Origin of the sequence: Candidatus Weimeria sp. HCP3S3_B5, from assembly GCF_052064335.1 — a bacterium.
Classification (GTDB): Bacteria; Bacillota; Clostridia; order Lachnospirales; family Lachnospiraceae; genus Weimeria.
This window is the reverse complement of record NZ_JBQHVU010000030.1, coordinates 1-14,156: the sequence shown is the minus strand read 5'-3', so window position 1 is coordinate 14,156 and position 14,156 is coordinate 1. Positions and strand designations below refer to the sequence as shown.

At 44.4% G+C, this 14,156-nt stretch carries 10 protein-coding genes; 7 read left to right on the top strand and 3 right to left on the bottom strand.

The features are described from left to right. The first annotated feature begins 309 nt into the window (after nucleotides 1-309). Nucleotides 310-687 (top strand): DUF5104 domain-containing protein, encoded by a 378-nt coding sequence (locus ACTNCK_RS10890; RefSeq protein ID WP_441082741.1) that lies wholly within the window; start codon nucleotides 310-312, stop codon nucleotides 685-687. Nucleotides 688-953: 266 nt separating this feature from the next. Here the strand turns inward: ACTNCK_RS10890 and ACTNCK_RS10885 are convergent, their stop codons facing one another. Then, complete coding sequence (locus ACTNCK_RS10885) at nucleotides 954-1,130, bottom strand: ferredoxin (protein ID WP_441082740.1); 177 nt, start codon at nucleotides 1,128-1,130, stop codon at nucleotides 954-956. 9 nt (nucleotides 1,131-1,139) lie between these two features. Continuing rightward, on the bottom strand, nucleotides 1,140-1,298 hold the full coding sequence (rd, locus tag ACTNCK_RS10880) for a rubredoxin (protein WP_441082739.1): 159 nt from the start codon (nucleotides 1,296-1,298) through the stop codon (nucleotides 1,140-1,142). Between the two features lie 320 nt (nucleotides 1,299-1,618). Between rd and ACTNCK_RS10875 the strand changes: the two genes are divergently transcribed. The 6 genes from ACTNCK_RS10875 to ACTNCK_RS10850 all read left to right on the top strand — a co-directional run bounded on the left by ACTNCK_RS10875 (nucleotide 1,619) and on the right by ACTNCK_RS10850 (nucleotide 13,314). After that, entirely contained in the window at nucleotides 1,619-4,183 is a 2,565-nt protein-coding gene (locus ACTNCK_RS10875; RefSeq protein WP_441082738.1) for a type I restriction-modification system subunit M, read from the top strand. After that, entirely contained in the window at nucleotides 4,180-4,308 is a 129-nt protein-coding gene (locus tag ACTNCK_RS10870) for a hypothetical protein (protein WP_441082737.1), read from the top strand. Before ACTNCK_RS10875 ends, ACTNCK_RS10870 begins: the two co-directional genes overlap by 4 nt. A gap of 21 nt (nucleotides 4,309-4,329) precedes the next feature. Then, the gene (locus tag ACTNCK_RS10865) at nucleotides 4,330-5,547 is read left to right on the top strand and encodes a restriction endonuclease subunit S (protein WP_441082736.1); all 1,218 of its coding nucleotides are present in this window, start codon (nucleotides 4,330-4,332) and stop codon (nucleotides 5,545-5,547) included. 192 nt (nucleotides 5,548-5,739) lie between these two features. Continuing rightward, nucleotides 5,740-8,901: a type I restriction endonuclease subunit R gene (locus tag ACTNCK_RS10860; RefSeq protein ID WP_441082735.1), complete on the top strand. Its 3,162-nt coding sequence runs from the start codon at nucleotides 5,740-5,742 to the stop codon at nucleotides 8,899-8,901. 193 nt (nucleotides 8,902-9,094) lie between these two features. Further along, on the top strand, nucleotides 9,095-10,822 hold the full coding sequence (locus tag ACTNCK_RS10855; protein WP_441082734.1) for a leucine-rich repeat protein: 1,728 nt from the start codon (nucleotides 9,095-9,097) through the stop codon (nucleotides 10,820-10,822). Nucleotides 10,823-10,947: 125 nt separating this feature from the next. Next, nucleotides 10,948-13,314, top strand: coding sequence for an EAL domain-containing protein (locus tag ACTNCK_RS10850; protein WP_441082733.1), 2,367 nt, complete (start codon nucleotides 10,948-10,950; stop codon nucleotides 13,312-13,314). A gap of 22 nt (nucleotides 13,315-13,336) precedes the next feature. On the opposite strand, the gene ACTNCK_RS10845 is transcribed toward ACTNCK_RS10850, so the two are convergent. Beyond that, the gene (locus ACTNCK_RS10845; protein ID WP_441082732.1) at nucleotides 13,337-14,068 is read right to left on the bottom strand and encodes an iron-containing alcohol dehydrogenase; all 732 of its coding nucleotides are present in this window, start codon (nucleotides 14,066-14,068) and stop codon (nucleotides 13,337-13,339) included. Nucleotides 14,069-14,156: the final 88 nt, after the last annotated feature.

Genomic DNA, 14,156 nt, shown 5'->3' with positions numbered 1-14,156 from the left:
TGGTCGAAACTATTATACCAGATATAAGGCGATTCTGCCTTTTTAATTGCCACTTTTTATTGATTTTTCAAGGTACAAAGGCACTTTTTAAAGTGCGAAGTTTGAGTTATTAAATATAAATTAACCAATGGGTGTACTGGGATGAATTCAAATAAGAGAAGAATAAAAAAACTCGGAGTAGCTATAATGATCGGTTTGCTGTCGCTGTCAGTCACATCCTGCGGCGTGTCCAGGTATGTTGATACTATAAAGAACAGCATAAGAGAATATCAGAAGAAGAAACGAGAAAATGATATCCAGGGAATAGTGATGCAGGCTATTATGGATAAAAACGTAGAGCCGATATATCAGAAACTCTGTCCGCAGCTGAAGAAAAGGCCGGAGATAAGAAAACAGATATCAGAGATGATCAATACATTTGATTCTGATGTGGTGAAATGGCAAAGAGCTCCAAAAGAAGTGATGTCAAAATCTGTAAGTGAAGGTGTAATTAAAAGAGAATATGATGCCTGGGAACTTCGGAATGTTGAGACTAGAAACGGAACCAGATACATGGTTGTTATTTGTCTTTATTCAGTTAACAAGGATGAACCTGATAAAAAGGGCCTTATCGCAATTCAAATATTTACAGAAGCTGAATCAAGCAGTAAACAGAAGGAACTTTATACTATAGCAGGAGATATATAAACGACATTGCAACAGGCAATCATGATGCGGCCGGTTTACACATTTTCCTCGGATTGATTTTAGTAAATATGATCCGAGTATAATTGACACGGGTTTAAAGACTGCTATAGTGTTTTCGAGGTGAAGACACTATGGCTTTTTTTGGCAGAGGATGATAATGGGTATATATTCTATGAAATAAAATTCGGAAAAAATCCCTTGTCTTCAGAGAGAGTGGACAAAGAAAAGAGCCCGCGCGTTTTTGCACGAGCCCGTGATGAGTAATGTTATTTTTCAGAAATAGCGCCTACCGGACAACTGTCAATGGCTTCCTGAACTTTTGCATCATAGCCCTCTGCATAGCACTCTGCTTTGCCATCACTGTTCATACGAAAAGCATCCGGCTCTATACCAGAGCACATACCGCATCCGATACATATATCTTGATCTACATAAGCTTTCATATAGTCACCTCACTCTTTCTCAAACAGATCCTTGCTTACTCCGCATACCGGACAAACCCAGTCATCCGGAAGATCCTCAAACGCTGTTCCCGGTGCTATTCCGTTATCCGGATCCCCCACCTCAGGATCATAAACATAACCACATGGTCCGCATACATACTTGTCCATTGTCTTTCCTCCTTGTACGATTTGCAGTTGTATATCTTTTTGCTGATATTAACTATAAATCCTTAGTCCGATATTTTCTGTTGCAGAAACAACAATAATAATCTTAATCATGTACTAAATGTACATGGATGGAAGGCTGATAAAGCATATTTGACATAAAACGAGGTTTTAACAGCATACGACATCTGGTGACAGGCACCGTTAAGCGCGAACCGTGCTTTTAAATCCCGTCAAGATCGAGTTTGAAGTAGTGTGACAAGAAACAGTAAAAAGATTATAATGGTTCATATATTGGAAAATAAGAGAGGATACATCATCAGATGAACAAACAGCAGCTTGCAGCAAAGATCTGGGAATCTGCGAACCGTATGCGGTCGAAGATAGAGGCAAATGAGTACAAGGACTATATACTCGGATTCATTTTTTATAAGTATCTGTCGGATCAGGAGCACAGGTGGCTCAAGAGACAGGACTATTCGGAAGATGACATAAAGCAGTACGTGAATGAGGATGATGCAGAGACCGTATCCAATGCACAGCAGAGCCTGGGGTATTTCATAGCTTATAAGGATATGTTCTCGACATGGATCGGCGTGGGGTCGGACTTCACCGTAGACAATGTCAGGACCGCCTTGTCTTCTTTTGCACGCCTGATATCGCCATCGCACAAGAAGGTATTCGAAGGCATATTCAATACTCTTGAGACAGGCTTAAGCAAGCTTGGAAGTGATACGAAGACGCAGACCAAGGCCGTGAGCGACCTCATCCATCTGATTGATGAGATACCGATGGATGGAAAGAGTGATTATGATGTGCTGGGATTCATCTATGAATATCTGATCAGCCAGTTCGCTGCAAACGCAGGGAAGAAGGCAGGAGAATTCTATACCCCACATGAGGTGTCAGTGCTGATGTCGGAGATCATAGCCTATCATCTGAATGGACGTGATGAGATAAAGATATATGATCCCACATCCGGTTCCGGTTCGCTCCTCATCAATATCGGTCACGCAATCGCAAAGTACATGGATGATCCGAACCGTATCAGATACTATGCACAGGAACTGAAGGCAAATACATATAACCTCACCAGAATGAACCTCGTCATGAGGGGAATACTTCCGGACAATATCGTCACTAGGAATGGCGATACCCTCGAGGAGGACTGGCCATATTTCGATGATTCAGATCCTACGGGAACCTATGAGCCGCTGTATGTGGATGCCGTGGTATCGAATCCGCCATATTCGCAGCGATGGGATCCGACTGAAAAGGAAAATGATCTACGTTATTCCAGATACGGTCTGGCTCCGAAGTCAAAGGCAGACTACGCTTTTCTGCTTCACGACCTCTATCATCTGAAGCCGGACGGAATCATGACTATCGTACTTCCGCACGGAGTGCTGTTCCGTGGCGGTGAAGAGGGTGAGATCAGGAAGAATCTCATAGAGCAGAACAATATAGATGCTATAATCGGACTGCCTGCAAATATTTTCTTCGGGACAGGCATACCTACTATCATCATTGTACTCCGACAGAAGCGTGAGAATACCGATGTACTGATTGTCGATGCATCGAAGGGCTTCACAAAGGAAGGAAAGAATAATAAGCTTAGAGCCTGCGATATAAGAAAAATCACGGATACAGTCACGAAGCGTCTCGAGATACCGAAGTATTCGAAGCGCGTGAGCCGTGACGAGATAAGGGCGAATAATTACAATCTGAACATCCCCCGCTATGTGGATTCTTCAGAAAGTGCCGAGAGCTGGGATATCTATGCGTCCATGTTCGGCGGGATTCCGGAGACAGAGCTTGCTTCACTGGATAAATACTGGAAGGCATTTCCGACTCTGAAGGATGACCTTTTCGAGACCGATGGGAAGTATGCGAAGGTACAGGCCGCTGATGTCAAGACAGCGATCAAGGATAATGCAGACGTTTTGGAATTCATGTCGGCATACAGGGGTCGTTTCGCTGATTTCGGAGAAAAGTTATCATCCGAACTTATCGATAATGCAGAGACCCTTTCGATAGTGAAGACTGAGGATGAGATCACGACAGATATTTTCAGCAGATTCGATGATGACAGTCTGGTGGACAAATACGTGGCATACGAGATTTTCAATTCAGCTTATACGGACATCTCAGGGGACCTGGAGCTGATCCAGGCAGAGGGGATGGCTTCTGTAAAGGTGGTCGATCCGCTTATGGACGAGAAGAAAAAGGGCGACAAGATAATTGAAGTCCAGAATGGATGGAAGGGGCATATTCTGCCATTTGATCTCGTGCAGAGGCAGCTGCTGTCAGATAATCTCTCAGCAATTGATGCGAAAAAAGACCGCCTGTCGGAAATTCCATCAGAGTACGATACAATCATCGAAAGCCTCTCAGAGGATGACAAGGAGACGATCTCCGATGCTCTGAACGATATGAATGATGAGTTTGTCACGAAGAATATCCCGGCAATGATAAAGACCCTGAAGGCTGATGATCCTTCATCTCCACTCATTGCAGAGCTTCAGAAGGCTGAGAAGCTGAACAAGGAAGAGAAGAGTCTGAAGTCAGAGGTGAAGAAGGATTCTGAGGCACTGGTTCTGAAGACGAAGGAGACAATCGAGAATCTGACAGATACTGATGCGAAGATGCTTCTTGAAAAAAAGTGGATAGCCCCGATAGTAGATGGCATCATGGCACTTCCGGATGCGATTATCGATGCGCTTGCAAAGAAGGTCACAGAGCTGTCATCCAAGTATTCAGACACCTACCAGGACATCGAGAACGAGATCCATGACACAGAGAAGTCACTGTCGGAGATGATGTCGGAGCTCACAGGATCGCTCGAAGATATAGAGGGAATAGAAGAGTTCAGAAAGATGCTTGAATGAACATGGGTTATCCGTTTGCCTATCGCGCCAGACTGATAAAGCGCGGCCTGGCATATTCGCCAGAACGCGGGAAGCTGTGTTTCCAGCTGCCAAGGTTCGCAGAGTTTGTAGAGATGAAAGATTAGACTATTCAGGAAGGGATTCATATGAACGAAAGGAAAGCACCGGAAATAAGATTCAAGGGGTTCACGGATGATTGGGAACAGCGTAAGCTGGGAGAATGCTTCACAGAACGCAAGGAAAGTATGCCAGAGGGAGAATTAATCTCTGTAACAATCGGAGAGGGAATCAAGAAGTTTTCTGAGCTTGGAAGACATGATAATTCCAATGATAATAAGTCGAAATATAAGAAAGTATGCGTAGGGGATATTGCCTACAACTCTATGAGAATGTGGCAAGGAGCAAGTGGGTATTCACCGTATGAAGGTATTGTAAGTCCTGCATATACGGTGCTTTCACCGATTACTGATGTAGTTGATTCAAAGTGTATTTCGTACCTTTTTAAACGCAGTGATATGACGCATGTTTTCCAAATGAATTCCCAAGGGATTACATCAGATAACTGGAATTTGAAGTACCCAGCATTAAGTGAGATTGAGATAATGGTATCTCCATACTTGGCTGAACAGCATAAAATTGCTGCCTATTTATCGGGAATAGATAACCTTATCACCCTTCATCAGCGTAAGCATAAAAAACTGCTTTCTGTAAAAAAATCGATGCTCGAAAAAATGTTCCCTCAAAATGGCGCTAGGGTTCCAGAAATTCGATTTGAAGGATTTACTGACGTTTGGGAACAGCGTAAACTATCTGAGATATACGGTACTATAAGAAATGCATTCGTAGGAACAGCAACACCTTATTATGTTGATGAAGGACATTTTTATCTGGAGTCAAACAATGTGAAAGATGGTTCAATAAATAGAAATTCTCAGATATTTATTAACGACGAATTTTATAATAAACAGAGGGATAAGTGGCTACATACTGGCGATATTGTTATGGTGCAGTCTGGTCATGTTGGACACTCGGCTGTAATTCCTGAAAGCCTTGATAACACTGCTGCTCATGCACTTATCATGTTTCAGAATCAGAAGGTAGAAACTGATCCATACTTTCTTAATGCGGAGTATCAGACTGATGAGGCAAAACGACAGATTAATGATATAACAAAGGGTAATACAATAAAACATATTCTTGCTTCAGATATGCACAACTTTCTTGTTGATGTGCCTTCTTTGCCAGAACAGCATAAAATTGCATGCTTTTTTCAAGACCTCGACAACATTATTACTCTTCATCAGCGTGAGTTGGATAAATTGGTGAATATTAAGAAATCAATGTTAGAAAAGATGTTTGCATAGATGAGTGGAGGTTATAAAGCGAAATAAAATTTGGAGGTGACAACAAATACTTACGCTGTCCTATAGAGATGGTTTAAAAACGCCATATTGCATATAAAATCAAGGATAAGGAAGAAAAATTCGCAGAATAATACGCTATTCAGAGCGGAACTCAGTGCGGAAGCAGAGGATATTAGAATTGAGGAGAAAAAAATGATTGGATTTGATAAAGAAGCGGATTTTGAGGCAGCCCTTATCGCTGCACTCCAGAGTAATGGATGGGAAAAAGAGGTCATCCATCATCCGACTGAGCAGCAGCTGATAGACAACTGGGCGCAGATCCTTTTTGAGAACAACCAGGATATCGACAGGCTCGACCACAAGCCTCTCGTGAAGGAGGAGATGGATCAGCTCATAGAGCAGATAAAGGAGCTTCGCACGCCGCTGGCACTCAATGGTTTCATCAATGGAAAGACAGTGGCTATTATGCGAAAGAATCCCGATGATAAGATGCATTATGGCAAGGAAGTGAGTCTGAAGATCTACGACAGGATGGAGATTGCAGCCGGGCAGAGCAGATATCAGATAGTGGAGCAGCCAATTTTCCCAAGACACGACAAGGTTCTTCAGGACAGGCGAGGGGATCTGATGCTTCTCATCAATGGAATGCCGGTCTTTCATATAGAGCTGAAGAAGAGCGGAGTGCCGGTTCAGGAGGCATGCAACCAGATCGAGAAGTATGCGCATGAGGGAGTGTTTACAGGACTCTTTTCTCTGGTGCAGGTGTTCTTCGCAATGAATCCTGAGGAGACGCTGTATTTCGCGAATCCGGGACCGGATGGCAGATTCAATCCCGACTTTTATTTTCACTGGGCAGATTTCAATAATGAACCGATAAATGACTGGAGGCGCATTGCATCATCTGTCCTGTCAATACCAATGGCGCACGAGATGATTGGTTTCTATACTGTGGCCGACGATTCTGACGGCGTGCTCAAGGTCATGAGAAGCTACCAGTGCTACGCGGCTGATAAGATAGCGGACGGAGTTGCAAAGAATGACTGGAAGGACGGGCGGCAGCTCGGCGGATACGTCTGGCACACCACCGGCTCAGGCAAGACCATGACTTCGTTCAAGTCGGCTCAGCTCATTTCGAATTCTAAGGATGCTGATAAGGTTGTGTTCCTGATGGACAGGGTGGAGCTCGGCACGCAGTCACTCAAGGAGTACCGTGCCTTTGCGGACAATGCCGACAATGTGCAGGAGACTGAGGACACAATCACTCTTATCAGTAAGCTGAAAAGCATAGATCCGAAGGATACCCTGATCGTTTCTTCTATCCAGAAGATGAGCAATATCCGTGAGGATGCCGAGGGGAAAATGCGCGCAAAAGACCTGGAGAATATCAAAACGAAGCGTATCGTTTTCATTATAGATGAGTGCCACAGATCGACATTCGGCGAGATGCTTACTACGATAAAGGCTACATTTCCGAATGCACTTTTCTTCGGATTCACAGGAACTCCTGTTTTTGAAGAAAATGAGAAGGCAATGAATACTACTGCAGATATCTTCGGAGATGAACTTCACAGATATAGTATTGCAGACGGCATCAGAGACAAAAATGTGCTGGGATTCAATCCTTCGATGGTCATGGTATATCGTGATAAGGATGTACGTCAGCAGGTCGCAATTCGTGAAGCTGGCGGCGGATCACTGGAAGAGATCCTTGCAGATCCGGCCAGCTCTGACAGATACTATCATTTCATCAATGATGTCCCTATGGTTGGCGAGAAAAAAGAAGACGGGAAGTATGTGAAGGGGATAGAGGACTATTTTCCAAAGGAGCAGTATGAGTCAGATGAGTTTCAGACTGCTGTGGTGGAGGACATCGTAGAGAACTGGCTTACCATGAGCCGGAATAATAAGTTCCATGCGATATTTGCGACGAGCAGCATTCCTGAGGCTATCCGCTATTACAGGAAGTTCAGAGAGATGGCACCGGACCTGAAGGTAACAGGGCTTTTCGACCCGACGATCGATAATGAGGGTGGGAAGAAGTCTCTCGACAAGGAAGACGGTCTGAAGGAGATGATCGAAGATTACAATTCTCTGTATGGTCAGAACTTCGATATTGGGGGATATGCTAGATTTAAAAAGGACGTGTCCGCAAGACTTGCACACAAGAAGCATTACGAGCGAATTAAGCCTGAAAAGCAGCTTGACCTGCTGATTGTCGTGAATCAGATGCTTACAGGTTTTGATTCTAAATGGATTAATACGCTCTATCTTGACAAGGTGCTCGTATATCAGAATCTGATACAGGCTTTCTCACGGACGAACCGTCTTTTCAATATCAATGAGAAGCCATTTGGCTCCATCAGATATTACCGCTATCCTCATACGATGAAGAGAAATATAGAAGAAGCAGTGAAGCTGTATTCGGGTGATAAGCCTAGAGGACTTTTTGCTGACCATCTTCCGGACAATATCCGCCACATGAATGAGAAGGGTCAGGATATGATCGATATCTTTACCCATGTAGGAATTCCTGATCTCGACAGGCTGCCGGAGGATATTGCCGCGAGGGCGAAGTTTGCGAAGCTGTTCAGGGAGTTCTCTACATACCTGCAGGCTGCACAGATTCAGGGATTCACCTGGGATAAGAAGTCCTATCCTCTGACCGTGGATGATGAGAAGTCTGGTACGATTGAGATGCTCATAGACGAGAAGACCTATGATATCCTGAACCAGCGATACAGAGAGCTGCGGAAGTCCGGCCCTGGTCCTGATGGTGATGGAGATGTGCCTTTTATCATTGATCCGTATCTGACTGATCAGAACACAGGGATTATAGACAATGATTACATGAATTCACGCTTCGATAAGTGGATGAAGCAGCTGAATCAGGACGGCGTGTCAGAAGAAGAGAGGAATGGCACTCTTGAGGAGCTGCACAAGTCTTTTGCCTTCCTGTCGCAGGAGGATCAGAAATTTGCAAATCTTTTCCTGCATGATGTACAGACTGGCGATGCTAAGCTGCATGAGGGATGGATGCTTTCCGACTATATCGCATCATACAAGCACGACCGCAAGAGTGACCAGATCAGGAGACTGGGTAGATACTTAGGGCTTTCAGAGGAAAAACTGACAGAACTTATGAATGCGCATGTAACGAAGGACAACATCAATGAATATGGGCGTTTCACAGCTCTTAAAGATACAGTAGTAAAAGAAAAGGCTGCACATTATTTTTCTGAGATAGATGGAAAGACGATGCCTATGTTCCGTGTCAATAACCGTGTGAACGAATTCCTGATGGACTTCATTCTGTCAGGAGGCAAGGATGTACCAGAACCCGATGACGATAAATGACGGCTCTTCATCAGCATGATGGAAAGGACCAATATTATGCTTGATGAAATGGACAAAGATAAGCTGGATAAGTGAACAAGGATGTGACATAATTTTGTAAGCAGGAGAGAGAACTGGGACATTCAATAGGACTGGCGGCTTTGACTTAATGACCGGTACCTGTGGATTAGGTGTATTAAAGGAGAAATCAACTATGAAAAACAGAATTCAAAAGCTTGGGATCATCTGCATTGTTTCGGTAATCCTGATTTTTGCTATGCCGCAATGGTGGATGACAGCCTGTGCAGAGGAAACATCGAATACCTTTACTTTTGAACAGGTGATTAGTAGAATGGGCGAGAGAGATGGTGGACTTGCATTCAGCGGCTATCTGGATCAGAAGCCGGATTTTTCGCTTGTGGATGATTATTCATATAAGAAATTTTCAGGACTGGATGATGGTTTTGTTTATCTCAATGAGAATGAAGATCTGCTTTATTATCTGAAGCTATATATGTCAGCAAGAAATGAAAATGGTTTTATCATAAACGATGGAATACTGCTTGATTATATAGGGACAGATACAGATATAACCATTCCGGATGATGTGAATGTGATAATGGGTCTGAATGCAGTTCCATTTGGCAAATGTAAATATAAGGAAAGTGCAGATTGGTATGTATCGGCAGCTAAAAGGATAACGATACCAGCCACTGTAAGCTATATTCTGGATTCATTTGATTATTGCGATTGTGTCAGATTTTTACCAAGAAATGGCAATTCACTTACAATAGGTAACGATTGCTTTAACAGGCTGGGATATAGTGAAATAGATGACCCTGTGAAGCATTTTGAGCTGCCGGAAGGTTTGTGTGAGGTGGGAAGATGTTGCTTTGAAGGCGGACCGGTTTTTACCCTGCCATCAAGCCTTAGACGAATTGGTGATTACAGCTTTGAGGATTGCAGGGAAATTGACTGTCCATTTGAAATAGACTCGGTTGGCGAGGGATCATTTTCCAGTACCCATAAGGTCAATATAGGCAGTACAGTAAATTATGCTTCTGAAGATGCTTTCCAAGACTGCGGATTGATAGTGATAAATGGAGAGATAAGACAGGCAGGAAAAGGAGCTCTTGAGGGTTCAGGAGTTTATTGTGAAAATGGTAATGGACTCCCTGCGGGCTTTAGCAACGATAAGATCACAATGTGCCCTATGCTTCCGCCATATCTGAAAAAGGATCAGACTATGTCGATCAAACAGTTGGATGAAAAGGGATTTCCAGATCAGTTCGTTTTTAACCCATTTGAGGAGAAGTATACCCTGTCAACGCCTGATAGATCGATCATCAGGATCATTAATGACAGAAACGCCTGTTTTATCAGGGGACTGAATCCTGGAACTGCAACCATAATACTCACGGCTAATGGCAGGCAGACTACATGTAAGGTCAAGGTAGCGCCTATAAGTGTTACAAAAAGGATTAATGCGATAAAGAAAAAGTATGTCAGAAAGAACAGATCAAATGAAAAAAACATCATTGCAGTAACGAACTATCTTGAGAAATATATAAAGTATGATCACGGGATGCTGGCAGTTGCACTTGGGAAGAATGCTGTTCCTAAAGGAAAGCATGGTTCAGAGCTGGCTTGTGCTCTTTTTGATGGCTATGCTGTGTGTCAGGGGCAGGCAGAGGCGCTTCAGGCTGTATTGGATTCTGCCGGTATAGACAACAGACTAAAGTATGATGAAAGAGGACTCGGACATGTATGGAATTTGGTAAATGTAGGTAAGAATAAATGGACGAATATAGATATAACGACTAAGAGATATGGCAATGACAAATACTTCAAAAGGATGGGATATCAATGGGACCCATCAGAAAAGTATCCTAAGGCGAATTATACGATAAAGGGGCTTGTTTCCGATGGTAAGACAGACTAATACCTGACGAACATCTTTTATGGGACTATCCCAGAATCAAAACTACCGGTTCCCATCCCTTCCGTGATATGATAAAATACACTTATAGATGTAAATATGATAAGGAATAAGCAGCCGGAGGGGTTATGGTTATTTTTCTTATTAGTAGTCTTACGGAGTATTATTCTGGAGACGGATACGGGGCAAGGCCTGTATACGAGACAAATGGAATGGCCAGGCGGCTTGGCAGATACTGGAAGAAGGATTCAAGGATCCTTCTGTTTGCGGCCGATCCGGACGATCAGAAGGGAAATGATCTTTACAGAAGAAAGATCGGGGATGCACTAAAGCTTTCCGGTTTTTCTTTTGATGAGATAAGGATCTTTGACAGCTGGACAGAGGAGCCGCTTGATGAATTGATGCAGTGGGCTGATGTCTTGTATCTGGCAGGAGGCCATGGGCCAGGCGAGAATGCATTTATAGAGAAAGCAGGGCTTAAGGAAGCGCTTTACGGTTTTAACGGTATCTTTATAGGTGAGAGTGCCGGAACTCTAAATGCGGCCGCAGATGTCCTTATGATGCCGGAGCTGCCGGGAGAGGCATCAGACCCGGACTTTTGCTATGAGCTTAAGGGACTGGGACTTACCGGGCTGAATATCATTCCCCATATACAGTATTATGCCAGGCAGACCTTTGACGGTATGGATCTGATCGAGGATATCCTTATGCCGCGGAGTATAGGGCGCAGGATATACCTGATCACAGACGGCAGCTATTTTTTCATAAATGAAGGAAGAACTTATTTTTTTGGAGAGGGAACTGTACTGGAGGATCAGAGGAAATACAGGCTTTATAGCGGAGAGGTATATACAGGTGGAAAGGGGACTACGAACATGGATCTCAGGCTCCCGGAAGCCAGCGGCTTTGATGCGATTTTCCATATAGGAAGGAATGGCAGCATCAGATTTGTCTATTACGACGATAAGCTTAAGAGGAAGGGGATTTCTGACCTGACGGTAAGGACCTATGATGAGCTTATAAATGAGATCTCTGAGAGGCTTTCGGTCGATGACGAGAAGCAGGCGATTATAGACCAGACACAGATATCAGATGTAAAGAAGGAGATAAAGAGGACAGGGGTCTTTACCAGGGCCTTTCATGTGAGGACCGATGAAGGGATAAGTACGAAGAGTCTGCGTATCTATCCCGGAGACAGCCGTGACAGTGGACTTGTAGCCTCAATAATGGATATAGAGACCATATTGGATCACGACTGGATGACAGATGAGTATTCCAGAGAGGGCTTCTTAAGAGCCTGTGAATGTGCACTAAGACATATGGATGAGAGCCTCTCATATTCTGTCATCTATGCCAACATTGACAATTTCAAGGCATTGAATACTCTCTTCGGCAGGAAGAACGGCGATATGATAATATTTGACGAGCAGCATGCCTTGAAGGATGAGCTGCATCCGGCTGTAATAGGACGTCTTGAGGCAGATCATTTCGTGATACTTGTAGAGAACAGGAATCTTACTGCGGAAAGCATCTCGCATGTCACGACAAGACGGATGTCCTACGGCTCTATGGAGTATACTCTTCATATACGACTTGGAATCTGTCATGTCACTGATCGCGATTGCCAGATATCTTCGCTTATAGACTATGCCCATCTGGCTGAGAAAAGCATCCGCTGTGAGAAGCAGAGTTACTGTGCGGTCTTTGACCAGTCGATGAATGATGATTTCGTGACAAAGCAGACCCTTATCCATCAGGTAGATAAGGCTATAGAAAAGGGCGAGCTGATACCATATTTCCAGCCTGTCGTAAATGCAGCAACTAAGGAAATAAAAAGCGCTGAGTCCCTTATCAGATGGGATCATCCAAAGATGGGTATGCTTTCGCCCGGCATATTCATACCGGCACTAGAGGCGAACGGTGATATATCAAAGATCACAAGGTTCATGGTCGATTCTGTCCTTGATTTTAACGTGGGAAGGATGAAGGCAGGGCTTGCACCTCTGCCATGCGCAGTAAATCTGTCAAGGATAGACTTCTATAATCCGACTCTTATGGATTATCTGATAAGCAGGTTCAGAGAGTATAAGGATATCAGGGATATGATAAAGGTCGAGGTCACAGAGTCGGCCTATGCCGTGCTTGAGTCTGATGGACTTGGACTTCTTAATGAGATGAAGGAGTTAGGCATCATGATACTTCTGGATGATTTCGGAAGCGGCATGTCCTCTCTTTCAACGCTTGAAAGCTTTGAGTTCGATACTATTAAGCTGGATCTAGGCTTCATCAAAAAGATCGAAACAAGCAGGGTATCCCGTGCTATAGTCAGATCGACTATAGACATGGGCCATAGCCTCGGTGCGACAATAGTCGCAGAGGGAGTGGAGACTGAGCGGCAGTACGATTTCCTGAGGGAAAACGACTGCGACCTGATCCAGGGCTATCTCTTCTATAAGCCAATGCCTGAGGGCGAGCTGGTAAAACTAATAAAATAAAAAGGGGCCCATGGCCCCTCTTTTAGTATGCATTCCTGAAGATAGCAAGTATATCAGAACGGTCAAGCGGCTTTGGCCCGTCAAGGATACGATTCCCGTTTTCGGATACCATATCACAAAGCGTCACAAGGTCGTCCTGGCTGATTCTGTCGGAGAGCTCGCGGAGAGTGACAGGCATTCCGATAGAGCGGTAGTAGGCCTCCTGCATATCTATGGCCCTTGAGGCAGCCTCCTCCTGGTGAGCTGCATCAGCCTTTATACCCCATACATTTTCAGCGAACTGAGCCCAGCGTTCCATATTGTAAGGCATATTGTAGCGGGCCCAGGCAGGCCAGAGGGCAGCAAGACCGGCCCCGTGGGCTATCTCAGGATAGAGGGCGCTTAAGGCATGCTCGAACTGGTGAAGCTGGAGGAATTTCCCGCGGCCAAGTCCGGTCAGATCGTTGTGGGCAAGCGAGCTTGCCCACATCATGGTGGCCCTTGCCTCGTAGTTGGTCGGATCCTCTATGCAGATCTTAGCTGCCCTGTTATTTTCTCTCATGATAGAGCATGCTATGGCATCGGTAAGCTCCGTATGATCTCCTTTATTAAAGAATCTCTCCAGAGTGTGCATAGTGATATCCACAGCGCCGCATGCGGTCTGGTAGGCCGGCACGCTGAAGGTCAGGCACGGATCCTCGATCGCGAAGCACATCCGGTTCTGCGGGCAGTTGATCCCCTTTTTCTGATGAATCCTGGATTCCCGGAATTCCAACCTATGTTGCCACTATGAAAACGGCTGAAAAGCCGCATAAATACTGAAAAAATGACATGTTTTCATTGCCTTCTCCTACATAGTGTGG

Excerpts from the sequence above, each read along its gene's own strand:
- ACTNCK_RS10890 (WP_441082741.1), top strand. The coding sequence starts at position 310 with ATGCAGGCTATTATGGATAAAAACGTAGAGCCGATATATCAGAAACTC.
- ACTNCK_RS10865 (WP_441082736.1), top strand. The coding sequence starts at position 4,330 with ATGAACGAAAGGAAAGCACCGGAAATAAGATTCAAGGGGTTCACGGAT.
- ACTNCK_RS10850 (WP_441082733.1), top strand. The coding sequence starts at position 10,948 with ATGGTTATTTTTCTTATTAGTAGTCTTACGGAGTATTATTCTGGAGAC.
- ACTNCK_RS10855 (WP_441082734.1), top strand. The coding sequence starts at position 9,095 with ATGAAAAACAGAATTCAAAAGCTTGGGATCATCTGCATTGTTTCGGTA.
- ACTNCK_RS10885 (WP_441082740.1), bottom strand. The coding sequence starts at position 1,130 with ATGAAAGCTTATGTAGATCAAGATATATGTATCGGATGCGGTATGTGC.
- ACTNCK_RS10875 (WP_441082738.1), top strand. The coding sequence starts at position 1,619 with ATGAACAAACAGCAGCTTGCAGCAAAGATCTGGGAATCTGCGAACCGT.
- ACTNCK_RS10860 (WP_441082735.1), top strand. The coding sequence starts at position 5,740 with ATGATTGGATTTGATAAAGAAGCGGATTTTGAGGCAGCCCTTATCGCT.
- rd (WP_441082739.1), bottom strand. The coding sequence starts at position 1,298 with ATGGACAAGTATGTATGCGGACCATGTGGTTATGTTTATGATCCTGAG.
- ACTNCK_RS10870 (WP_441082737.1), top strand. The coding sequence starts at position 4,180 with ATGAACATGGGTTATCCGTTTGCCTATCGCGCCAGACTGATAAAGCGC.